This is a genomic window from Micromonospora sp. CNZ309 (assembly GCF_002846525.1).
On the sequence record NZ_PJNG01000001.1, the window covers coordinates 399,412 to 421,212 of the forward strand.

21 protein-coding genes and 1 riboswitch are annotated in these 21,801 nt (G+C 75.0%); of the genes, 19 read left to right on the forward strand and 2 right to left on the reverse strand.

The window, feature by feature from the left end; translation table 11 throughout:
- Window positions 1–8: 8 nt before the first annotated feature.
- From CLT72_RS01830 to CLT72_RS01880, 11 genes are all read left to right on the forward strand, one after another.
- On the forward strand, window positions 9–572 hold the full coding sequence (locus CLT72_RS01830; RefSeq protein WP_101409239.1) for a nucleoside/nucleotide kinase family protein: 564 nt from the start codon (window positions 9–11) through the stop codon (window positions 570–572).
- A 16-nt stretch (window positions 573–588) separates the two neighbouring features.
- The gene (gene rpoZ, locus CLT72_RS01835; RefSeq protein WP_007075826.1) at window positions 589–852 is read left to right on the forward strand and encodes a DNA-directed RNA polymerase subunit omega; all 264 of its coding nucleotides are present in this window, start codon (window positions 589–591) and stop codon (window positions 850–852) included.
- A 14-nt stretch (window positions 853–866) separates the two neighbouring features.
- Complete coding sequence (coaBC, locus tag CLT72_RS01840) at window positions 867–2,075, forward strand: bifunctional phosphopantothenoylcysteine decarboxylase/phosphopantothenate--cysteine ligase CoaBC (RefSeq protein ID WP_101409240.1); 1,209 nt, start codon at window positions 867–869, stop codon at window positions 2,073–2,075.
- 88 nt (window positions 2,076–2,163) lie between these two features.
- Window positions 2,164–3,357 (forward strand): methionine adenosyltransferase, encoded by a 1,194-nt coding sequence (metK, locus tag CLT72_RS01845; RefSeq protein WP_089000957.1) that lies wholly within the window; start codon window positions 2,164–2,166, stop codon window positions 3,355–3,357.
- On the forward strand, window positions 3,354–5,339 hold the full coding sequence (locus CLT72_RS01850) for a primosomal protein N' (protein ID WP_101414877.1): 1,986 nt from the start codon (window positions 3,354–3,356) through the stop codon (window positions 5,337–5,339). Before metK ends, CLT72_RS01850 begins: the two co-directional genes overlap by 4 nt.
- A gap of 244 nt (window positions 5,340–5,583) precedes the next feature.
- On the forward strand, window positions 5,584–6,567 hold the full coding sequence (locus CLT72_RS01855; RefSeq protein ID WP_101409241.1) for an AAA family ATPase: 984 nt from the start codon (window positions 5,584–5,586) through the stop codon (window positions 6,565–6,567).
- A 134-nt stretch (window positions 6,568–6,701) separates the two neighbouring features.
- Window positions 6,702–7,973 carry a cytochrome P450 gene (locus tag CLT72_RS01860; RefSeq protein ID WP_101409242.1) on the forward strand — a complete coding sequence of 424 codons (1,272 nt, stop codon included), beginning with the start codon at window positions 6,702–6,704 and terminating at the stop codon, window positions 7,971–7,973.
- A gap of 42 nt (window positions 7,974–8,015) precedes the next feature.
- Entirely contained in the window at window positions 8,016–8,576 is a 561-nt protein-coding gene (gene def / locus CLT72_RS01865) for a peptide deformylase (protein ID WP_101409243.1), read from the forward strand.
- 4 nt (window positions 8,577–8,580) lie between these two features.
- Window positions 8,581–9,507: a methionyl-tRNA formyltransferase gene (gene fmt, locus CLT72_RS01870; protein WP_101409244.1), complete on the forward strand. Its 927-nt coding sequence runs from the start codon at window positions 8,581–8,583 to the stop codon at window positions 9,505–9,507.
- The gene (locus tag CLT72_RS01875; RefSeq protein ID WP_350820705.1) at window positions 9,504–11,102 is read left to right on the forward strand and encodes an RsmB/NOP family class I SAM-dependent RNA methyltransferase; all 1,599 of its coding nucleotides are present in this window, start codon (window positions 9,504–9,506) and stop codon (window positions 11,100–11,102) included. Before fmt ends, CLT72_RS01875 begins: the two co-directional genes overlap by 4 nt.
- A gap of 134 nt (window positions 11,103–11,236) precedes the next feature.
- On the forward strand, window positions 11,237–12,976 hold the full coding sequence (locus tag CLT72_RS01880; protein WP_101409245.1) for a M28 family peptidase: 1,740 nt from the start codon (window positions 11,237–11,239) through the stop codon (window positions 12,974–12,976).
- Window positions 12,977–13,018: 42 nt separating this feature from the next.
- Here the strand turns inward: CLT72_RS01880 and CLT72_RS01885 are convergent, their stop codons facing one another.
- Both CLT72_RS01885 and CLT72_RS01890 read right to left on the reverse strand, forming a co-directional pair.
- Entirely contained in the window at window positions 13,019–13,909 is an 891-nt protein-coding gene (locus tag CLT72_RS01885) for a septum formation family protein (protein ID WP_101409246.1), read from the reverse strand.
- A gap of 110 nt (window positions 13,910–14,019) precedes the next feature.
- Window positions 14,020–14,907 (reverse strand): septum formation family protein, encoded by an 888-nt coding sequence (locus tag CLT72_RS01890; protein ID WP_101409247.1) that lies wholly within the window; start codon window positions 14,905–14,907, stop codon window positions 14,020–14,022.
- Between the two features lie 248 nt (window positions 14,908–15,155).
- Here CLT72_RS01890 and rpe point away from each other — a divergent pair, with 248 nt between their 5' ends.
- The 8 genes from rpe (at window position 15,156) to CLT72_RS01930 (ending at window position 21,791) form a co-directional block, all read left to right on the forward strand.
- Complete coding sequence (gene rpe / locus CLT72_RS01895; RefSeq protein WP_089000949.1) at window positions 15,156–15,836, forward strand: ribulose-phosphate 3-epimerase; 681 nt, start codon at window positions 15,156–15,158, stop codon at window positions 15,834–15,836.
- A gap of 1 nt (window position 15,837) precedes the next feature.
- A complete protein-coding gene (locus CLT72_RS01900) occupies window positions 15,838–16,794 on the forward strand; it encodes a GGDEF domain-containing response regulator (RefSeq protein ID WP_101409248.1) in 957 nt (318 codons plus the stop codon).
- Between the two features lie 81 nt (window positions 16,795–16,875).
- A riboswitch (FMN riboswitch) is annotated at window positions 16,876–17,050 on the forward strand.
- 159 nt (window positions 17,051–17,209) lie between these two features.
- Entirely contained in the window at window positions 17,210–18,271 is a 1,062-nt protein-coding gene (gene ribD / locus CLT72_RS01905; RefSeq protein WP_101409249.1) for a bifunctional diaminohydroxyphosphoribosylaminopyrimidine deaminase/5-amino-6-(5-phosphoribosylamino)uracil reductase RibD, read from the forward strand.
- Window position 18,272: 1 nt separating this feature from the next.
- Complete coding sequence (locus tag CLT72_RS01910; RefSeq protein WP_101409250.1) at window positions 18,273–18,941, forward strand: riboflavin synthase; 669 nt, start codon at window positions 18,273–18,275, stop codon at window positions 18,939–18,941.
- Window positions 18,941–19,639, forward strand: coding sequence for a nicotinamide riboside transporter PnuC (gene pnuC, locus CLT72_RS01915; RefSeq protein ID WP_101409251.1), 699 nt, complete (start codon window positions 18,941–18,943; stop codon window positions 19,637–19,639). The genes CLT72_RS01910 and pnuC overlap by 1 nt, the downstream gene beginning before the upstream one ends.
- A 17-nt stretch (window positions 19,640–19,656) precedes the next feature.
- On the forward strand, window positions 19,657–20,922 hold the full coding sequence (locus CLT72_RS01920) for a bifunctional 3,4-dihydroxy-2-butanone-4-phosphate synthase/GTP cyclohydrolase II (RefSeq protein ID WP_101414879.1): 1,266 nt from the start codon (window positions 19,657–19,659) through the stop codon (window positions 20,920–20,922).
- A gap of 2 nt (window positions 20,923–20,924) precedes the next feature.
- Window positions 20,925–21,422, forward strand: coding sequence for a 6,7-dimethyl-8-ribityllumazine synthase (gene ribH / locus CLT72_RS01925; protein WP_101409252.1), 498 nt, complete (start codon window positions 20,925–20,927; stop codon window positions 21,420–21,422).
- Window positions 21,423–21,527: 105 nt separating this feature from the next.
- Window positions 21,528–21,791, forward strand: a complete 264-nt coding sequence (locus tag CLT72_RS01930) for a phosphoribosyl-ATP diphosphatase (RefSeq protein ID WP_088947482.1) — start codon at window positions 21,528–21,530, stop codon at window positions 21,789–21,791.
- The last annotated feature ends 10 nt before the right edge of the window (window positions 21,792–21,801 follow it).

The following is a 21,801-nucleotide window of genomic DNA, read 5'->3' on the forward strand; positions in this document are numbered from 1 at the left end:
AACAAGCAGTGAGCACGGATGACGAGGCGCGCCCGGCGGCTCGGCTCACTGTCCTGACGGGGCCTTCGGGCTCCGGCACGGAGAGTGTCGTCGAGCGCGTCCGGGCGCGTTCTCCATCCGTCTGGGTCCCGGTGCCGGCCACCACGCGCCCGCGCCGGGAGCGCGAGCTGGACGGCGTCGACCGGCTCTTCCTGACCCCCGCCGAGTTCGACCGGATGGTCGCCGCCGGGGAGCTGCTGGAGTGGAGCCGGGCCGGGCCCCACCGGCGCGGCACCCCCCTCGCGCCGCTGCGGTCGCGGCTCGCCGCCGGGCAACCGGTGCTGATCGGCCTCGACCTCCCTGGCGCGCTGCTGGTCCGGGCGGTACTGCCCGACGCCCGGCTGGTGCTGCTGCACCCGCCGGGGAACATCCCCGCGCAGGCCACGCCGGCCGCCTTCGAACACACCCTCGCGCACGACCTCACCGGGCGGGTCGTCGACGAGCTGGTAGGCTTGTCCGGTTCTTCTTTCCTGGCTCCGGCGCCACCGCCCGCACGCGGTGGACCGCCAGCACCGCCGCGTGCGGTGCGATAGACGCAGAGGTTAATTCGTGGGATCCATCGCAAACCCCGAAGGCATCACCAACCCGCCGATCGACGAGCTCCTCGAGAAGACGACCTCGAAGTACGCGCTGGTGATCTTCGCCGCCAAGCGTGCGCGCCAGGTCAACGCCTACTACAGCCAGCTCGGCGAGGGCCTGCTGGAATACGTCGGCCCCCTGGTCGAGACCACGCCGCAGGAGAAGCCCCTCTCCATCGCCATGCGCGAGATCAACGCGGGCCTGCTCACCGCCGAGCCGACCGACCAGCCGTAACCCGCCGCGCGTCGATGTCCCCCCGGATCGTCCTCGGGGTCGGCGGTGGCATCGCGGCCTACAAGGCGTGTGAGCTGCTGCGACTCTTCACCGAGTCGGGCCACCAGGTCCGGGTCGTGCCGACCGCCTCGGCGTTGCGCTTCGTCGGCGCCCCGACCTGGGCGGCGCTCTCCGGCCAGCCCGTCGCCGACGACGTCTGGTCGGACGTGCACGAGGTGCCGCACGTCCGGCTCGGTCAGCAGGCCGACCTGGTGGTGGTCGCGCCGGCCACCGCCGACCTGCTGGCCAAGGCCGCCCACGGCCTCGCCGACGACCTGCTCACCAACACGCTGCTGACCGCCCGCTGCCCGGTCGTGCTGGCCCCGGCCATGCACACGGAGATGTGGGAGCACCCGGCCACCGTCGCCAACGTCGCGACCCTGCGCGCCCGTGGCGTACGCGTCGTCGAGCCCGCCGTCGGCCGGCTCACCGGGGCCGACACCGGCAAGGGCCGGCTGCCCGACCCGGCGGAGATCTTCGCGGTCGCCCGCCGGGCCCTCGCCAGGGGCGTCGGGGCCCCCGCCGACCTGGCCGGACGGCACGTGGTGGTGACCGCCGGCGGCACCCGCGAGCCCCTCGACCCGGTCCGCTTCCTGGGCAACCGTTCCTCGGGCAAGCAGGGCTACGCGTTCGCCCGCTGCGCGGTGGCCCGGGGCGCCCGGGTCACCCTGATCTCGGCCAACGTCTCGCTGCCCGATCCCGCCGGCGTCGACCTGGTCCGGGTCGGCACCACCGGCGAGCTGCGCGACGCGACGCTGGCGGCGGCGGCCGAGGCCGACGCGGTGGTGATGGCGGCGGCTCCGGCCGATTTCCGTCCCGCGACGTACGCGACTGGCAAAATCAAGAAGTCGGACGACGGCAGCGCACCCACCATCGAGCTCGTCACCAACCCGGACATCGCCGCCGAGCTGGGCCGACGCCGGCGCCCGGAACAGGTGCTGGTGGTGTTCGCCGCGGAGACCGGCGACGCCGAGGCCAACGGCCGGGCCAAGCTCGCCCGCAAGCGGGCGGACCTCGTCGTGATCAACGAGGTCGGGTCCGACAAGGTCTTCGGCGCCGAGACCAACGCGGCGACGGTCATCGGCGCGGACGGTTCGGTCAGCCGGATGCCCGAGCGGTCCAAGGAGGACCTCGCCGACGGTGTCTGGGACCTCGTGGTCGCCCGGTTGCCCGGCCGTTCCTGACGGCTGGAACCGGATGTGACCGAAGGGGCCAGGCCCTGCCGCGGATGACTACACTGCCGCGGAACGACTTCCACAATTTAGGAGTGCCGTGACACGCCGCCTCTTCACTTCCGAATCGGTCACGGAAGGCCACCCGGACAAGATCGCTGACCAGATCAGCGACGGCATCCTCGATGCCCTGCTCGCCGAGGATCCGCGCAGCCGCGTCGCCGTGGAGACCCTGATCACCACAGGTCAGGTGCACATCGCGGGCGAGGTGACCACCAAGGCGTACGCCGACATCCCGACCATCGTCCGGCGGACCATCCTCGACATCGGCTACGACTCGTCGAAGAAGGGCTTCGACGGCGCCTCGTGCGGCGTCAGCGTCTCCATCGGCGCCCAGTCGGAGGACATCGCGCAGGGCGTCGACAACGCCTTCGAGCTGCGTACCGGTGCGTCCGAGAGCGCGCTGGACGCGCAGGGCGCCGGCGACCAGGGCATGATGTTCGGCTTCGCCTGCTCCGAGACACCGGAGCTGATGCCGCTGCCGATCGCCCTCGCGCACCGGTTGGCCCGGCGGCTGTCCCAGGTCCGCAAGGACGGCACGATCCCGTACCTGCGGCCCGACGGCAAGACCCAGGTCACGATCGAGTACGAGGGGCTGCGCCCCGTCCGGCTCAACACGGTGGTCGTCTCCAGCCAGCACGCCGCCGACATCTCGCTGGACTCGCTGCTCACCCCCGACGTGCGCGAGCACGTCATCGGCCCCGAGCTGGAGGGCCTCGGGCTCGACACCGAGGGCTACCGGCTGCTGGTCAACCCGACCGGCCGGTTCGAGATCGGCGGGCCGATGGGTGACGCCGGCCTGACCGGTCGCAAGATCATCGTTGACACCTACGGCGGCTACGCCCGGCACGGCGGCGGCGCGTTCTCCGGCAAGGACCCGTCGAAGGTGGACCGCTCGGCGGCGTACGCGACGCGCTGGGTCGCCAAGAACGTGGTCGCCGCCGGCCTGGCCGAGCGGTGCGAGGTGCAGGTCGCGTACGCGATCGGCAAGGCCCACCCGGTCAGCCTCTTCGTCGAGACGTTCGGCACCGAGACCGTGCCGGTCGCCTCGATCGAGAAGGCCGTCTCCGAGGTCTTCGACCTGCGCCCGGCCGCCATCATCCGGGACCTCAACCTGCTCCGCCCGATCTACCAGCAGACCGCCGCCTACGGCCACTTCGGCCGGGAGCTGCCGGAGCTGACCTGGGAGAGCACCGACCGGGCCGCCGACCTCAAGTCGGCCGCGGGAGCCTGACCGGCACCAGGCGCAGCGACCGGCGACCCGCGAACGGGTCGCCGGTCGCTCGTGTCTGCGTCGACGTGCCCCTGGCCCACCTGGACCGCCCCTTCGACTACCTCGTGCCGGCCGAGCTGGACGCCGACGCCGTCCCCGGCGTGCGCGTGAAGGTCCGCTTCGCCGGTCAGCTCGTCGACGGCTGGCTGCTGGAGCGGGCCGACGACTCGGGGCACACCGGCCGGCTGGCGTACCTGGAGAAGGTCGTCTCGCCCGAGCCGGTCCTCGCGCCGGAGGTCGCCCGGCTGGCCCGGACGGTCGCGGACCGCTACGCCGGCAGCCTCGCCGACGTGCTCCGCCTCGCCGTCCCGCCCCGGCACGCCCGGGTGGAGAAGGACGTGCGCGCCCGCGCCGCCGCAGACGGGCCCGTGCCCGACGCGCCGGACGGGCCCGGTGCCGACGGCTGGCCGGACTATCCCGCCGGCCCGGCCCTGCTCCGGGCACTCGCCGCCGGGCGGGCCCCCCGGGCGGTCTGGTCGGCGCTGCCCGGGGAGGACTGGCCCGCCCGGTACGCCGAGGCCGCCGCCGCCACCGTGGCCGGCGGCCGGGGCGCGGTGCTGGTCGTCGCCGACAACCGCGACCTGGACCGCCTCGACGCCGCCCTGCACGACGCCCTGGGCCCCGGGCGGCACGTCAGCCTCTCCGCCGCGCTCGGTCCCGCCCGGCGCTACCGGGCCTTCCTGGCCGCCCGGCGCGGCGACGTGGCGGTGGTCGTCGGCACCAGGGCCGCGATGTTCGCCCCGGTCGCCCGGCTCGGGCTGGTGGCGATCTGGGACGACGGCGACGACCTGCACGCCGAGCCCCGGGCCCCGTACCCGCACGCCCGGGAGGTGCTGCTCACCCGCGCCCAGCTCGCCGACGCCGCCGCCATCGTGGGCGGGTTCACCCGCACCGCCGAGGCGCAGCTGCTGGTGGAGACCGGCTGGGCCCGCGAGGTGGTGGCCGACCGGGCGACCGTACGGGCCCGGATGCCGGCGATCGCACCCACCGGCGACGACCCGCAACTGGCCCGGGACCCCGGGGCGGCCACCGCCCGGCTGCCCAGCCTGGCCTGGACCACCGCCCGGGAGGCGCTGCGGGCCGACCTGCCGGTGCTGGTCCAGGTGCCCCGCCGCGGCTACCTGCCCTCGGTGGCCTGCGCCGAGTGCCGCACCCCGGCGCGGTGCCCGCACTGCGCCGGGCCGCTCGCGCTGCCGTCGGCCGAGGGCACCCCCGCCTGCCGCTGGTGCGGGCGGGTCGCCGCCGCGTACGCCTGCCCGGAGTGCGGCGGGCGGCGGCTGCGCGCCTCCGTCACCGGCGCCCGGCGCACGGCCGAGGAACTGGGCCGGGCCTTTCCCGGCGTGCCGGTGCGCACCTCCGGGCGGGAGGAGGTGCTGGCCACGGTCCCGGGCGGCGCCGGCCTGGTCATCGCCACCCCCGGCGCCGAGCCGGTCGCCGAGGGCGGCTTCGGGGCGGTGCTGCTGCTCGACTCGTGGGCCCTGCTCACCAGGGCCGACCTGCGGGCGGGGGAGGAGGCGCTGCGCCGCTGGCTGGCGGCCGCCGCGCTGGCCCGCCCCGCCGCCGCCGGCGGCCGGGTCGTGGTGGTCGCCGACGGGGCGCTGGCCCCCGTGCAGGCGCTGCTGCGCTGGGACGCGGGCTGGTTCGCCGCCCGGGAGCTGGCCGAGCGGCGGGAGCTGGGCTTCCCGCCGGCGGTGCGGATGGCGAGCGTGACCGGCGCGCCCGCCGCGGTGGCCGATCTGCTGGCCGAGGCGCGGCTGCCGGCGGAGGCGGAGCTGCTCGGGCCGGTGCCGGCCGACGGGGAACGGGAGCGGATGCTGGTGCGGGTGCCCCGGGCCCGGGCCGCCGCGCTGGCCGACGCGCTGCACTCGGCGGCCGGGGTGCGGGCCGCCCGCAAGGCCGTCGACCCGGTCCGTCTCCAGGTCGACCCGCTGGCCCTCTTCTGACGGGTGGGCGGGGTGCCCGACCGCCCGACCTGGCCCGTCGTCGCACGCCGTGTGCGGCGGGGCGTCGCCGCGCGGGTGATAGCATCGCCCGTCATGCCCGGGCGTACGACGGCTCCAGGTCGCGGCGCGGCGCCGCAGGTGCCGAGCCGGGGCCGTCGCGGGCTCGCGCGACGATGGCGGGAGCGCGTCGGTCCGGCGCGATGTCGATGATGCCAAACAGCCGGTGAGCAGGGGTGGACCAGTCGTGACCGTTCGTCAGTCGATCGTCTTCAATGGTGACCTCGGCAGCGGCAAGAGCACCGTCTCCGTGGAGATCGCCGAGCGGCTCGGCCTGCGCCGGGTCAGCGTCGGCGACCTCTACCGGCAGATGGCGCAGGAGCGGCAGATGACCGCCCTCCAGCTCAACCTGCACGCGGAGCTGGACCAGGCCGTCGACGGCTACGTCGACCAGCTCCAGCGCGACATCGCGGCCTCGGGCGAGCGGCTGGTCATGGACTCCCGGCTGGCCTGGCACTTCTTCACGGACGCGCTCAAGGTGCACATGATCACCGAGCCGGGCGAGGCGGCCCGACGGGTGCTCGCCCGCCCCTCCGGCCCGGCCGAGAGCTACGCCTCGATGGAGGAGGCCAAGGCCAAGCTGCGCGAGCGCAGCGAGAGCGAGCGGGGCCGGTTCATCGTCCGCTACGGCGTGGACAAGGCCCGGCTGCGCAACTACGACCTGGTCTGCGACACCACCCGCGCCTCGGCCGCCGAGGTCATCGAGCACATCATCGACGCGTACGAGGGCCGGCTGGGCGCGCACGTGCTGCGCGACGCGCCGCCGCTGCTGCTGCTCGACCCGGCCCGCGTCTACCCGACCGAGGACGTCGCCCACCTGCGCGACCTGTGGGACTCGGAGTTCGTCGGCGAGGTGGCCGCCGCCGGCGACGAGGCGCTGGAGCCGCTGCGGATCGGCTACACCGGCGAGTACTTCTTCGTCGTCGACGGGCACCGCCGCCTCAGCGCCGCCCTGCAGAGCGGCTTCCACCTGGTGCCGGCGCTGCTCGTCGCCGAGGTGGACGAGCCGGTGGTCGGCGGGATGAGCGCGGTGGACTACTTCGCCGCCCAGGCGCGCCCCGGCCTGATCCACGACTGGGAGGCCGCCCACTCCATCGAGCTGCCGCTGCCCGAGCACGCCCTGCTCGGCGGCGACGCGGTCCTGGCCGGGGAGCCGGGCACCGGCGTCTGAGCCCCGCGCCGCCGCACGCCACCCCGCGCCGCCCCGGGTGGGGAGGCGGGTGCCGGCGTCCGTGCCCCGCAGGACAGCCGGATGCGGCCGTCGGGGGCATGATGGGTCTCTCGGCTACGGACGGGAGGCCGACCATGGACGCCGCCGACACCGTCGCGCTGCTCATGTCGCCGCAGGGCCGGATCGACCCCTACCCGGCGTACGAGCGGCTGCGCGCCTTCGGGCCGGTGGTCCAGGCCGGCCCGGCGATGTACGCGGTGACCGGTTACGCCGAGGCCGACGAGTTGCTCCGCGATCCCCGGCTCGGGGTGCTCGACGACGCGCTGCGCGACCGGTTCCTGCCGGGCTGGCGGGACAGCCCCGCCATCGCGTCGATCTCCCGGTCGATGCTGCGCACCAACCCGCCCGACCACAGCCGGATGCGCCGGCTCGCGGCGGGCGCCTTCACCCCGCGCCGGATCGCCGCGATGCGCGACGTGGTGGCGGCCCAGGCCGACGAGCTGATCGACGCCATGCTGCGGCGGGGCGCCGGCGGCGAGCCCGTCGACTTCCTGGCCGAGTTCGCCTACCCGCTGCCGGTCGGGGTGATCTGCGCGCTGCTCGGCGTACCGGCGGCGGACCGGCCGCTGTTCCGGCGTTGGGCGGCCGACCTGACCGGGGTGCTGGAGCCGGTGATCACGCCGGAGGAGCTGGCCGTGGCCGACCGGGGCGCGGTCGAGCTGCGCGACTACTTCGCCGAGCTGGTCGCGGCCCGTCGGCGCGCCCCGGCCGACGACCTGACCAGCGCGCTGGTGCGGGTGCACGACACCGACGGCGAGCGGCTCTCCGGCGACGAGCTGCTGGCCAACCTGGTGGTGCTGCTGGTCGCCGGCTTCGAGACGACCACCAACCTGCTCGGCAACGGCCTGGCGGTCCTGCTGGCGCACCCGCGCGCGGCCGACGCGTTGCGCGGGCACCCGCAGTTCGCCCCGGCGTACGTCGAGGAGCTGCTCCGCTTCGACCCGCCGGTGCAGCTCACCACCCGGCTGGCCGGCGCGCCGGTCACCGTGGGCGGCGTCGAGGTGCCCACGGACGGCTGGGTGCTGCTGCTGCTCGCCGCCGCCAACCGGGACCCCCGGCGCTACCCCGGGCCGGAGCGCTTCGACCCGTGGCGGGCCCAGAGCCACCCGCTGTCCTTCGGCGCCGGCCCGCACTTCTGCCTCGGCGCCGGCCTCGCCCGGCTGGAGGCGCAGGTCGCCTTCCCGCAGCTGCTGCGCCGGCTGCCCGGACTGGCCCTCGCCGCCCCGCCGCGGCACCGGTCCAGGCTGGTCCTGCGCGGCTACGAGAGCCTGCCGGTGACCATCGACACCCCGCCGCCCGCGCCGCGTCACGGTACGCCGGCCGGGGCGGCCGGCGGCACTCCGTAGACTGGTACGGCAGCAGTCCGCCCGCCGAAGGAGCAATGCCGAGTGACCGTCCAGCCCATCCGTCTGTTCGGAGATCCGGTGCTGCGCACGCCGGCCGACCCGGTGGTCGACTTCGACGTCGAGCTGCGCAAGCTCATCGCCGACCTGACCGACACGATGCGTGAGCAGAACGGCGCCGGCCTCGCCGCGCCGCAGCTCGGTGTGGGCCTGCGGGTGTTCACCTTCGACGTCGACGACGTGGTCGGCCACCTGGTCAACCCGGTGCTGGAGTTTCCCGACGCCGAGGAGCAGGACGGCCCCGAGGGCTGCCTGTCCATCCCCGGGCTCTACTTCGACACCAAGCGCCGGCAGAACGTCATCGCCAAGGGCTTCAACGGCTACGGCGACCCGATGCAGATCGTCGGCACCGGCCTGATGGCGCGCTGCGTGCAGCACGAGACCGACCACCTCGACGGGGTGCTCTTCGTGGACCGGCTGGACCCGGCCGGGCGCAAGGAGGCGATGAAGGCGATCCGCCAGGCGGAGTGGTACGACCCGGGCGCCCCGCCGACGGTCAAGCTCAACCCGCACGCCTCCGGCAGCCCCTTCGGCCTGGGTCGGTGAGCCCGTGCGCGTGATCTTCGCTGGCACGCCGGCCGTCGCCGTCCCCGCCCTGGCCGCCGTGGCGGCCTCCCGGCACGAACTCGTCGCCGTGGTCACCCGGCCGGACGCCCCCGCCGGGCGCGGTCGCGGGCTGGCCCGCTCCCCGGTGGGGGCATGGGCCGACGAGCACGGGATCGAGGTGCTCACCCCCGCCCGGCCCCGCGAGCCGGAGTTCCAGGACCGGCTGCGCGAGCTGGCCCCCGACTGCGTCCCCGTGGTCGCCTACGGCGCGCTGGTGCCGCCGGCGGCCCTGGAGATCCCCCGCCACGGGTGGATCAACCTGCACTTCTCGCTGCTGCCCGCCTGGCGCGGTGCCGCGCCCGTGCAGCACGCCGTGCTGCACGGCGACGAGCTGACCGGGGCGAGCGTGTTCCAGCTGGAGGAGGGGCTGGACACCGGCCCGGTCTACGGCACGCTGACCGACGAGATCCGTCCCGCCGACACGTCCGGCGACCTGCTGGAGCGGCTGGCCCACTCCGGCGCCGGCCTGCTGGTGGCCGTCCTCGACGCGATCGACGACGGCACGGCCCGGGCCGAGCCGCAGCCCGCCGACGGGGTGTCGCTGGCGCCGAAGCTGACCGTGGAGGACGCCCGGGTGCGCTGGTCCGACCCCGCCTTCGCGGTCGACCGGCGGATCCGGGCCTGCACCCCGGCGCCCGGCCCGTGGACGACGTTCCGGGGCGAGCGCGTCAAGCTGGGCCCGGTCACCCCGGTGCCCGACGGCCCGGAGCTGAAGCCGGGCGAGCTGCTGGTGGAGAAGTCGCGGGTGCTGGCCGGCACGGCCACCACCCCGGTGCGGCTCGGCGAGGTCCGGGCGGCGGGCAAGCGGGCGATGCCGGCGACCGACTGGGCGCGGGGCGTCCGGGTCGCCGCGGGGGAGGAGCTCGCGTGACCGGCCCATCGGAACGGCCCTCGGGCGACCGCTTCCCCGCCGAGCGGCGTGGCGAGCGCTTCGACGCCGAGCGGCGTGGCGAACGCTTCGACGGTGGACGACGCGACGAGCGGTCCGGCGGGCGTGACCAGCGTCCCTCGGGCGGTCAGCGTGGCGAGCGGCCGGCGCGGGGCGGCCAGTGGGGCGCCCGGTCCGGCGGTGACCGCCGGGACGGCGGCCGGCGCCCCATGGCCCGGCCGACGGTGGACCTGCCGCGCCAGGTGGCCTACGAGGCGGTCGCGGCGGTGCACCGCGACGACGCGTACGCCAACCTGGTGCTCCCGTCGCTGCTGCGCGACGCGGGACTGGTCGGCCGCGACGCCGCCTTCGCCACCGAGCTGACCTACGGCACGCTGCGCCACCTCGGCACCCTCGACGCGATCCTCGGCGACGCCGCCGGGCGCGACGTGCAGCGCATCGACCCGCCGGTGCGCGACGCGCTGCGGCTCGGGGCGTACCAGCTCCTGCACACGCGGGTGCCGGCGCACGCCGCCGTCTCCTCGACCGTCGACCTGGTCAAGTCGGTGGGCGCCGGCGCGACGGGCTTCGCCAACGCGGTGCTGCGCGAGGTCGCCGGACGGGACGCCGACGCCTGGGTGGCCAAGCTGGCCCCGTCGGCCGAGAGCGACCCGATCGGGCACCTCGCCCTGACGTACAGCCATCCGCAGTGGATCGTGCGGGCCTTCGCCGAGGCGCTCGGCGGCGACCTCGGCGAGACGACCCGGCTGCTGATCGAGGACAACGAGCGTCCGCCCGTGCACCTGTGCGCGCGGCCCGGGCTGGCCGACCCGGCGGAGCTGGCCGACCAGACCGGCGGCGCACCGGGGGCCTTCTCGCCGTACGCCGTCTATCTCTCCGGCGGGGCGCCCGGCGACGTGCCGGCGCTCGCGCAGGGCCGTGCCCACGTGCAGGACGAGGGCTCCCAACTGGTGGCCAACGCCCTCGCGGTGGCTCCGCTCGACGGTCCGGACGGCCGCTGGCTGGACCTGTGCGCCGGCCCGGGCGGCAAGTCCGGCCTGCTCGGCGCCCTCGCCGCCCAACGCGACGCGCGGCTGACCGCGGTCGAGGTATCCGAGCACCGGGCCCGGCTGGTCGAGCAGGCCACCCGGGGCCTGCCGGTGACCGTGCTGCACACCGACGGCCGCACCGTCGGCGCGGACCCGAAGCTGCCGGAGGGGCACTTCGACCGGGTGCTCGTCGACGCGCCCTGCACGGGGCTGGGGTCGCTGCGTCGCCGGCCGGAGTCCCGGTGGCGACGCCAGCCCTCGGACCTGCCGCCGCTGACCCGGTTGCAGCGCGAGCTGCTGGCCGCGGCGCTGCGCGCGGCCCGTCCGGGCGGGCTGGTCGCCTACGTCACGTGCTCCCCGCACACGGTGGAGACGCACGTGACGGTGACCGAGGCGGCCCGCCGCTCCGGGGTGCCGGTCGACTTCGTCGACGCCCGGCCGCTGCTGCCGGCGGGGATGCCCGGCCTCGGCGACGGGCCGACGGTGCAGCTGTGGCCGCACCGGCACGGCACCGACGCGATGTTCCTGGCGATGCTGCGCCGCACCTGAGCGGGCGGCGCAGGGCCGGCCCTGAGCGGGCGGCGCCCGGGCGGGCGGGTGGACTCGGATCCGCCCGCCCGGGCCTATCGCCCATTCGCACTCCTCGATGGCATGATCAGGCCACCACTTATCGAGGAGTGTCCATGAAGCGAAGAATCCTGACCGCTGGGCTCGCGCTCGCCGTCCTCACCGGCGGCGTGGCGACGGCCGTCGCGCCGGCGTCGGCGGCCCCGGCGGCCGGCGTGCCCGCGCCCGCCGCGCAGGCCCTGGCCGCGCCGGACATCGCGGTGGCCAACGTTCAGGCCCACCTCACGCAGTTCCAGACCATCGCCACCCAGAACGGCGGCAACCGGCGTGCCGGCAGCGCCGGCTACACGGCCTCCGTGGCGTACGTCAAGACGAAGCTCCAGGCCGCCGGTTACACGGTGACGGAGCAGGTCTGCACCGACTGCACCTACCGGTCGAACAACCTGATCGCCGAGTGGCCGGGCGGGCCCGCCGACCAGGTCGTCATGTTCGGCTCGCACCTCGACGGCGTCTCCGCCGGCCCGGGCATCAACGACAACGCCACCGGCTCGTCGGCGCTGCTGGAGAACGCGCTCGTGCTGGCCCGGCAGAACCCGACGATGACCAAGCGGGTCCGGTTCGCCTGGTGGACCGACGAGGAGCAGGGCCTCAACGGTTCGGACTTCTACGTCCGCTCGCTGAGCGCCACCCAGCGGGGCTACATCAAGGGCTACTACAACTTCGACATGATCGGCTCCGTCAACGGCGGCTACTTCATCAACCGGATCACCTCCGCCACGGCCGCCCCGCTCAAGGCGTACTGGGACTCGCTGAACATCCAGCCGGAGGAGAACGTCGAGGGCCAGGGCCGTTCCGACGACTACCCCTTCGCGCAGGCCGGCATCCAGACCTCCGGGTACGCCGCGGGCGCCAGCGCCCGCAAGACCTCGGCGCAGGCCGCCAAGTGGGGCGGCACCTCCGGCTCGGCGTACGACCCGTGCTACCACCGCTCCTGCGACACCACCTCGAACGTCAGCGCCACGGTGCTCAACCGCAGCGCCGACGGGATCGCGTACGCCATCTGGCAGACCGCCGTGGGCTCGGCGACCAACGACTTCTCCGTCGCGGTGAGCCCGACGTCGGGCTCGGTGCAGCGCGGCGCGTCGACCACGGCGACGGTCTCCACGGCCACCACCGCCGGCTCGGCCCAGACGGTCGGCCTGTCGGCGACCGGCCTTCCGGCGGGCGTCACCGCCTCGTTCAGCCCGTCCTCGGTCACCTCCGGCGGCTCCGCCACCATGACGCTCAGCGCGTCGGCCTCGGCCGCGGTGGGCACCTACACCGTCACGGTCACCGGCGCGGGCTCCGGCGGCGTCTCGCGTACGGCCAGCTACACCCTGACCGTCGGTGGCGGCGGCGGGTGCGCCGGTGGGCAGCTCATCGGCAACGGCGGGTTCGAGAGCGGGTCCTCGCCGTGGACGGCGTCGTCGGGCGTCATCACCAACGACGCCGACCAGCCGGCGCGGACCGGCTCGTACAAGGCGTGGCTGGTGGGGTACGGCTCGACGCGCACCGACACGTTGTCGCAGTCGGTGACGATCCCGGCGGGCTGCGCCAGCTACACGCTGTCGTTCTGGCTGCACGTCGACACGGCGGAGACGACGACGAGCACCGCGTACGACCGGCTGGTGGTGCAGGTGGGCACGGCCACCCTGGCGACGTACTCGAACCTGAACGCGGCGGCGGGTTACACGCAGCGGTCGTTCAACGTGGCGGGGTACGCGGGGCAGACGGTGACGCTCAAGTTCACCGGCACCGAGGACGCCTCGTTGCAGACCAGCTTCGTCATCGACGACGTGACGCTCCAGGCGAGCTGAACACCACAGGGTCGGGGCGGTCGGCGACGCTGACCGCCCCGCTCAGGTGACCGGCAGGCCCTTCGTGCCGGCGCCCTTGACCGACCTGGTGAGGTTGCGGTCGCTGATCCACAGGAAGCACTGCACGCCGCGGTTGCCGTTGCGCCACTCCCGTTCGAAGGGGTGGTAGTAGATCGAGCCGGCCCGGTACTGGAGGTCGCCGTTGTCCGGCACCCTGGCGTACTTCGCGATCAGCGTCCGGCACGCCCGGTGCACCTTGCGGGTGTCGCGGCTGAAGGCGTCGTAGCTGGTGTCGGGGGCCTGCCAGACGCCGACGAACTCGGCGCGGTGCCTGCTGGTGCAGGCCACCGCCACCATCTCGCGCACCTGGTCGCCGCGCGTCTTCGGGTTGAAGCAGCGGTGGGCGAGGGGGGCGGCGCCGGTCAGCGCGCCCTTCAGGCTGCCCGTCCGGTCCTTCGCGCCGGCCTCGTCGAGGCTGGTCTGTTCGCTCAGGTCGCAGCGGAACCAGCGGGCGCCGCCACCCCACGCCTGCGGCGACGGCAGCACCACGGTGAGCCCGAGCCGCCCGGAGCGCCAGTCGCCGCCGAGCACCGTCCTGACCTTCGTGTCGCACTCGGCGCGGGCGGCCCGCATGCCGGCCGAGCCGGCCGGCGGGGGCGTGGCGCGCTCGGCTCCCGCGCCGGTCAGCGTGCCGACGTGCACGGTCTCCGTGCGGTGCGGCAGCGCGCAGTCGACGGGGCGGTAGGCGGAGAGGTAGCCGACGTCCTGCACGCCGGAGTGGCAGACCCCGGCGGCGGGGACGAACGCCTGCGGCGCGGCGGGCGCCGGCCAGTCGTCGGTCAGGTCACGGTCGGTGCCGGCCGGGGTGGCGCAGGCCGTGAGCGCCAGCGCCACCACCGCGCCCACCGTGGCCGCCGTCCACCACCGTCGCATCCCGACCTCCCGCCGTCCGTGGGCCGCACCCGGCGGCGGCCGTCGCGGCGTTCCCACCGGCGCGCGGGCGGCCGGACACGCCACGGTGCGGCAGCATACGGCACCCTCGCTCAGCTCGCGGGCAACCCTTGCGGGCCCGCGCCCCGCATGGAGCGGGTCAGCTTCCGGTCGTCGCTCCACAGGAAGCACCGCACCCCGCGGTCGCCCTCCTGCCACTCCCGCTGCGAGGGCGGATAGAAGATCGAACCGGCCCGGTACGGCAGGTCGCTGTTGTTGGGCACCTCGGCGAAGGCGGCGATGAGCGCCATGCAGCGGGTGTGCGCCCGCTGGTGGGACCGGCCGAACTCGGCCCAGCTCATGTCCCGCTCCACGTAGACGCCGACGAACTCGGCGCGGTGCGGCTCGGTGCACAGCACCGGGGCCATGTAGTTCAGGTTGTCGCCGATCAGCTTGGGGTCGAAGCAGCGGTGCAGCAGCGGGGAGTCGCCGATCATCGCGCCCCGCAGGCTGCCCGTGCGGTTCACCGGCCGGGTGTCGTCGATGCTGCCGGTCTCGCTCAGGTCGCACCGGAACCAGCGGGCGCCCCCGCGCCAGGCCGAGGTGGCGGGCAGCGCGACGGTCAGGGTGATGCGGGCGGCGTGCCAGTCGCCGCCGAGCACCTCACGGGCGCGCTGGTCGCACTCGGCGCGGGCGGGACGCAGGGCGGCGGATCCCGGTTCGGGCCGGTCGCCGTCGGCGGCCGGCCCGGTGAACCTGCCGACGTGCACGGTCTCGGCCAGGTGGCTGCGGGAGCAGTCCACCGCCTCGTAGGTGCGCGCCTGTGCGACGGCGGTGATCCGGGGCAGGCAGGCGTCCGTGGCCGGCACGAACAGCTGCGGCGCACGCAGCGCCGGCCAGTCGTCGGTGAGGTCGCCGTCGGAGCCGCCCGGTCGTACGCACCCGGACAGCAGGGTCGTCAGGGTGCCGGCCAGCGCCAGCGCCGCGAGCCACCGTCGCATCGTCCGCCCTTTCCGGGAGCTGACGCGTCGACCGCCGCCGGGGCACCGCGCGGGCGTGCGGCTCACGTCACCGTCCCTGATGGAGTCTTGCCGCGTTTCCGTCGTTCGGCCAGTCACGGATGGCCCTTCGTCCGGTTTCGCCGCGCCGGGAGGGCCAATTCTGCACCACTGGTCACCGTCGGGTCACCGGGTGTCCCGGGTGGTGGCGCGCTGCGGGCGGCCGTCGGCCGCGTTCGTACACTGGCCCGGTGACCGTACCGCCGCCGATCGTCGCGCCCAGCATCCTCGCCGCCGATTTCGCCCGTCTCGCCGAAGAGGTCCGCGCCGTCGAGAACGCCGCGGACTGGCTGCACGTGGATGTCATGGACAACCACTTCGTGCCCAACCTGACCATCGGGCTGCCCGTGGTGCAGAGCCTGCGGGCCGCCACCGAGCTGCCCTTCGACGTGCACCTGATGATCGAGGATCCGCGCCGGTGGGCGCCCGGGTACGCCGACGCCGGGGCGTACAACGTGACGTTCCACGCCGAGGCGTGCGACGACCCGGTGGCCCTGGCCAAGGACCTGCGCTCGGCCGGCGCCAAGGCCGGGCTGGCGATCGACCGGGACACCCCGATCGAGCCCTACCTGGAGCTGCTGCCGAGCTTCGACACGCTGCTGATCATGACGATCAAGGCCGGCTTCGGCGGGCAGCGGTTCATCCCGCAACTGCTCGACAAGGTGCGTACGGCCCGCCGGCACGTCGACGCCGGCCACCTCGAACTGCGCATCGAGGTCGACGGCGGCATCGCCGCCGACACCATCGCCCAGGCGTCCGAGGCGGGGGCCGACGCCTTCGTCGCCGGCACCGCGGTCTACGGCGCCGACGACCCCGCCGAGGCCGTGCGGAAGCTGCGGGCGCTCGCGGAACGCGCCGCCTCCGGGGCCTGACGTGGAACCCGCCGACGACCGCCAGGACGTGATCCTCGTCGTCGACGACGACGAGGACATCGCGCGCTTCGTCGAGTTCAACCTCCGCCTGCACGGCTTCGAGGTGATCCACGCCAGCGACGGGCAGGAGGCGCTCGAGGTCATCGAGCGCCAGCGCCCCGACCTGGCGGTGGTCGACCTGATGATGCCGCGCATCGACGGGTTGGAGCTGACCCGGCGGCTGCGGGCCGACCCGATGACCTCGGCCCTGCCGGTGATCATGCTGACCGCCAAGGGCATGACGGTGGACAAGGTGCACGGGCTCAGCGCCGGCGCCGACGACTACCTGGTCAAGCCCTTCGACACCGCCGAGCTGGTCGCCCGGGTCAGCTCCACGCTGCGCCGCAACAAGGAGTTCCGCGAGGTCTCGCCGCTGACCGGGCTGCCCGGAAACAGCCGGATCCGCCGGGAGATCTCCGACCGGGTCCGCAGCGGGGTCGACTACGCCGTCGGCTACATCGACATCGACCGGTTCAAGAGCGTCAACGACCGCTACGGCTTCGTCCGGGGCGACGACTTCATCTCCGCCCTGGCCCGCAGCCTGCACCGGGCGGTGGTCTCGGTGGGGCTGCCGCCGGCCTTCCTCGGGCACGTCGGCGGGGACGACTTCGTCATCGTCTGCGCCCCGGAGCAGGTCCGGCCGCTCACCTCCCGGGTCTCCGCCGACTTCGAGAAGGCCGCCGACTCGCTCTACGACCCCGTGGACGCCGCTCGCGGCTACGTGGAGCTGAAGGACCGCCGGGGCAACATCCGCCGCGCCGCCCTGGTCACCCTGTCGATCGGCGTGTGCCTCTCCGACTCCGGCAAGCGCTTCACCAACCCGCTGGAGGCGATCGCCGTCGCCTCCGAGATGAAGACCGTGGCCAAGAGTCAGCCCGGCTCGTACGTGGCGGTGGACCGGCGGCGCGGCGTTACCTGATTCGTGCGCTGTTGCTGTGAAGTGCACCGCCCGGGTGGCGCGACCCCCCGTGCGGCGTGTAACACTTCCCGTGTACCCACCACGCGCTGGCGGGACTCGGTGTAATTCCGAACCGGCGGTGATCCACGGCGTGACCGTGGTAAGCCCGCGACCCGGTCGGCCTCGTGCCGCCCGGTGGACCTGGTGAGAATCCGGGGCCGACGGTTGGGAGCGGGCAACCCCCGCCCCCAGACAGTCCGGATGGGAGACAGCGCGCGGGACGGACGGGCCTGCCCGGCCGCTGAGTTCAGCGTGCCGTGCGCGCCCCCCGGGGCGGCTCCGCCGTACCCGGATCTCCGCCGCCGCACGCTCGCGGCCCCATGCCGTTGCCTCCCGTCACCGCCCGCGCGTCGACCGGCGAGTGAGAGGGCAGGGCATGGCCGGCGTCTCCGTCGACGAGGCGATGCGTCGCGCGGTGGAACTCGCCGCGCGCGGTCTCGGCACGACCAGCCCCAACCCGGTGGTCGGCTGCGTGCTGCTCGACGCGGACGGGCACGTGGTCGGCGAGGGTTTCCACGCCTACGCCGGCGGGCCGCACGCCGAGATCGTCGCGCTCGCCCAGGCCGGGGAGCGGGCCCGCGGCGGCACCGCTGTGGTCACCCTGGAACCCTGCGACCACACGGGCCGCACCGGCCCCTGCAGCACCGCGCTCGTGCGGGCCGGCGTGGCCCGCGTCGTCATCGCCGTGCCCGACCCCAACCCGCTGGCCACCGGGGGCGCCGCCACGCTGCGCGCCGCCGGGGTCCAGGTCGACACGGGGGTACGCGCCTGCGAGGCGGAGGCCGGCAACATCGCCTGGCTCACCTCGATGCGCCGCGGCTGGCCGTACGTCATCTGGAAGTTCGCCGCGACGCTGGACGGCCGGTCGGCGGCGGCCGACGGCACCAGCATGTGGATCACCTCCGAGGCCGCCCGGATGGACGTGCACGCGCTGCGCGGCACCGTCGACGCGGTCCTCGCCGGGGTGGGCACGGTCCTCGCCGACGACCCCCGGCTCACCGCCCGCAACCTGCGCGACGGCACGCTCGCCATCCGGCAGCCGCTGCGGGTCGTGGTGGACACCGATGGTCGTACGCCGGCCGACGCCCGGGTCCGCGACGGCGCGGCGCGCACCTGGATCGCCACCGCCGCGGAGGTCGGCGCCGGGCCCGACGGCCGCGTCGACCTGCCGGCGCTGCTCGCCGCCCTGCACGGGCGCGGGGTCCGCGCCGCGCTGCTGGAGGGCGGTCCGAAGCTGGCCGGCGCCTTCCTGGCCGCCGGCCTGGTCGACAAGATCGTCGGCTACGTGGCGCCCCGGCTGCTCGGCGCCGGGCCGACCGCCCTCGTCGACGCCGGCGTGACCACCATCGCCGAGGCCATCGACCTGGAGTACGTCGACGTCACGCAGGTCGGACCCGACCTGCGGATCACCGCGCTGCCCCGGAAGAGGGAGGGCTGACATGTTCACCGGCATCGTCGAGGAGTTGGGTGAGGTCGTCCGCGTCACCGAGACGGCGGGGGACTCGGCGCTGGTCGCCGTCCGCGGCCCGCTGGTCACCTCGGACGCCCGGCACGGCGACTCGATCGCCGTCAACGGCGTCTGCCTGACCGTGGTCGACGTCGAGAACGGGACCTTCACCGCGGACGTGATGGGGGAGACCCTGCGCCGCAGCGCGCTGGGCGCGCTGCGCGCCGGCGACCCGGTCAACCTGGAGCGGGCCGCCGCGCTGGGCAGCCGCCTCGGCGGGCACCTCGTGCAGGGGCACGTCGACGGCGTCGGCGAGGTCGACGCCCGCGAGCCGGCCGCGCAGTGGGAGACCGTCCGGTTCCGGCTGCCCGCCGCCCTGTCCCGGTACGTGGTGGAGAAGGGCTCGATCACGGTCGACGGCGTCTCGCTGACCGTCGCCGGGGTCGGGGAGGACTGGTTCGCGGTCGGGCTGATCCCCACCACGCTGAAGCTGACCACCCTCGGCGCCCGCCGCGTCGGCGACCCGGTCAACCTCGAGGTGGACGTGCTCGCCAAGTACGTCGAGCGGCTGCTGGGTGCCCGGCTGGCCGGGCCCGCCGTCCCCGACGCCGACCCGCCCGGCGGGCTGCCGGTCGCCGGGCTGCCGGGCGGAGCGGCCTGATGGGCCCGCTCGGCTGGCTGCTCGACGCGCAGGTCGACATCGCCGGCTCGCCGGTGCTGGTCCGCGAGATCGTCGGCAACGGCTTCGGGCTGGCGTCGGCGGTGTTCGGCCTGCGCCGGCTGGTCTGGGCCTGGCCCGTCGGCATGATCGGCAACGCGCTGCTGTTCACCGTCTTCCTGGGCGGCGTCTTCGCCACCCCGCAGGCGCACGACCTCTACGGGCAGGCCGGCCGGCAGGTCTTCTTCTTCTCGGTCAGCGTCTACGGCTGGTGGCGTTGGTCGCAGCACCGCCGCCGGGGCGTCGACGGCGACCGGAGCGCGGTGGCGCCCCGCTGGGCCACCGGCCGGGAACGGCTGGGCCTGCTGCTCGCGGCCGTGATCGGCACCGCCGCGGCGTACCCGGCGCTCGCCGCCCTCGGCTCCTGGGGGCCGCTGCCGGACGCCTGGATCCTCACCGGCAGCCTGCTCGCCACGTACGGGATGGCGCGCGGCTGGGTGGACTTCTGGCTCATCTGGATCGCCGTCGACGCGGTCGGCGTGCCACTGCTGCTGCGCGGTGGGTTCTACCCGTCGGCCGCCATGTACCTCGTCTACGGCGCCTTCTGCGCCTGGGGCCTGGTGGCCTGGTGGCGCACCTCGCGGGTCGCCCGCCCGGCGCCCGCCCCGATCCCGTCGACCTACTCGGAGGCCGTGGCATGAGCGAGCGGAGTGCCGGCATGAGCACCTTTGGCAGCATCGAGCAGGCGGTGGCGGACGTCGCCGCGGGCCGGCCCGTCGTCGTGGTCGACGACGCCGACCGGGAGAACGAGGGCGACCTGATCTTCGCCGCCGAGCTGGCGACGACGGAGCTGCTCGCCTTCATGGTGCGCCACACGTCGGGCTACATCTGCGCGCCGCTGACCGAGAGCGAGTGCGACCGGCTGGACCTGCCGCCGCAGCACCACACCAACCAGGACCGGCGCGGCACCGCCTACACGGTGACCGTCGACGCCCGCGAGGGCGTCAGCACCGGCATCTCCGCCGCCGACCGGGCGCACACCATCCGGCTGCTCGCCGACCCCGGCACCGGCCCGGCCGACCTGGCCCGCCCCGGGCACGTGGTGCCGCTGCGGGCCCGCGAGGGCGGCGTGCTGCGCCGGCCCGGGCACACCGAGGCCGCCGTCGACCTGACCCGGCTGGCCGGGCTGCGCCCCGCCGGCGTGCTCTGCGAGCTGGTCAACGACGACGGCACCATGATGCGGGTGCCGGACCTGGAGAAGTTCTGCGCCGAGCACTCGCTGACCCTGATCACCATCGCGGACCTGGTCGCGTACCGGCGGCGCACCGAGAAGCAGGTCGAGCTGGTCGCCGACGCCCGGATGCCCACCCGCCACGGCGTGTTCCGGGCCCTGGGCTACCGCAGCGAGCACGACTCGGCCGAGCACGTCGCCCTGGTCATGGGCGAGATCGGCGACGGGCGCGACGTGCTGGTGCGGGTGCACTCCGAGTGCCTCACCGGCGACGTGTTCGGCTCGGTGCGCTGCGACTGCGGCCCGCAGCTCGACGCCGCCCTGGACCGGGTCGCCCGGGAGGGGCGGGGCGTGGTGCTCTACGTACGCGGCCACGAGGGGCGCGGCATCGGGCTGCTGCACAAGCTCCAGGCGTACCAGCTCCAGGACCAGGGCCGGGACACGGTCGACGCCAACCTCGACCTGGGCCTGCCGGCCGACGCCCGCGACTACGGCACCGGCGCGCAGATCCTCTACGACATCGGGGTGCGCTCGATGCGGCTGCTCACCAACAACCCGGCCAAGCGCGCCGGGCTGGAGGGCTACGGGCTGACCGTCACCGGCCGCGAGGGGCTGCCGGTGCGCCCGCACCCGGAGAACGTGCGCTACCTGCGCACCAAGCGGGACCGGATGGGGCACCTGCTGGACGAGCTGGACGAGGTGACCGAGGCCCCCATGGGCCGCCCGGTCCTCGGCGACGAGATCGGAGCGTAGGCGTGGCGGGTTTCGGTGAACCGGGAGTGACGGCGGTCGACGCCGCCGGGATGACCGTCGGCGTGGTCGCGGCCCGCTGGCACGGCGAGCTGACCGATCACATGCTCGACCGGGCGGTCGCCGCCGCCGAGGCGTGCGGGGCCCGGGCGGTCACCGCCCGGGTGGCCGGCTCGGTCGAGCTGCCCGTGGTGGCCCAGGCCCTCGCGCGGCGCTGCGACGTGGTGGTCGCCCTCGGCGTGGTGGTCCGGGGCGCCACGGCCCACTTCGACTACGTGTGCCGCTCCGTGACGGACGGGCTGACCCGGGTGGCGCTGGACGAGGGCAAGCCGGTCGCGCACGGCGTGCTGACCGTCGACACCCTCGCGCAGGCCCGCGACCGCGCCGGGCTGCCCGGCTCGGCGGAGGACAAGGGCTGGGCGGCAACCGTGGCCGCCCTGGATGCCGCGCTGACGATCCGCGACCTCGCCGGCAACGGCCACCGGGTCGGCTTCGGCGGCTGATCCCGCCCCCGACCGGGGACGCACCGCCGTGTGGCGTTCCCGGTCGGTGAACGGGGCTCCTACCCGGCGCGCCGGGGTCGTCGGGGCGGCTGGAAGAATCGCGGCGTGAAGACGTTCGAGGAGTTGTTCGCCGAGCTGCAGGCCAAGGCCGCCGCGGGCACCCCCGGCTCGGGCACGGTCGCCGCGCTCGAGAAGGGCGTGCACTTCATCGGCAAGAAGGTCGTCGAGGAGGCGGCCGAGTCGTGGATGGCCGCCGAGCACGAGGGACCGGAGCGTACGGCGGAGGAGATCTCCCAGCTGCTCTACCAGGTCCAGGTGCTGATGCTGGCCAGCGGTCTCGACCTGAAGGACGTCTACCGACATCTGTGAGTGCGCCCCG

What these genes read in the sequence shown, in the direction of transcription:
- coaBC (WP_101409240.1), top strand. Translation starts at nt 867, where the DNA reads ATGTCCCCCCGGATCGTCCTCGGGGTCGGCGGTGGCATCGCGGCCTAC.
- CLT72_RS01860 (WP_101409242.1), top strand. Translation starts at nt 6,702, where the DNA reads ATGGACGCCGCCGACACCGTCGCGCTGCTCATGTCGCCGCAGGGCCGG.
- CLT72_RS01880 (WP_101409245.1), top strand. Translation starts at nt 11,237, where the DNA reads ATGAAGCGAAGAATCCTGACCGCTGGGCTCGCGCTCGCCGTCCTCACC.
- CLT72_RS01885 (WP_101409246.1), bottom strand. Translation starts at nt 13,909, where the DNA reads ATGCGACGGTGGTGGACGGCGGCCACGGTGGGCGCGGTGGTGGCGCTG.
- CLT72_RS01890 (WP_101409247.1), bottom strand. Translation starts at nt 14,907, where the DNA reads ATGCGACGGTGGCTCGCGGCGCTGGCGCTGGCCGGCACCCTGACGACC.
- ribD (WP_101409249.1), top strand. Translation starts at nt 17,210, where the DNA reads ATGGCCGGCGTCTCCGTCGACGAGGCGATGCGTCGCGCGGTGGAACTC.
- CLT72_RS01910 (WP_101409250.1), top strand. Translation starts at nt 18,273, where the DNA reads ATGTTCACCGGCATCGTCGAGGAGTTGGGTGAGGTCGTCCGCGTCACC.
- pnuC (WP_101409251.1), top strand. Translation starts at nt 18,941, where the DNA reads ATGGGCCCGCTCGGCTGGCTGCTCGACGCGCAGGTCGACATCGCCGGC.
- CLT72_RS01920 (WP_101414879.1), top strand. Translation starts at nt 19,657, where the DNA reads ATGAGCACCTTTGGCAGCATCGAGCAGGCGGTGGCGGACGTCGCCGCG.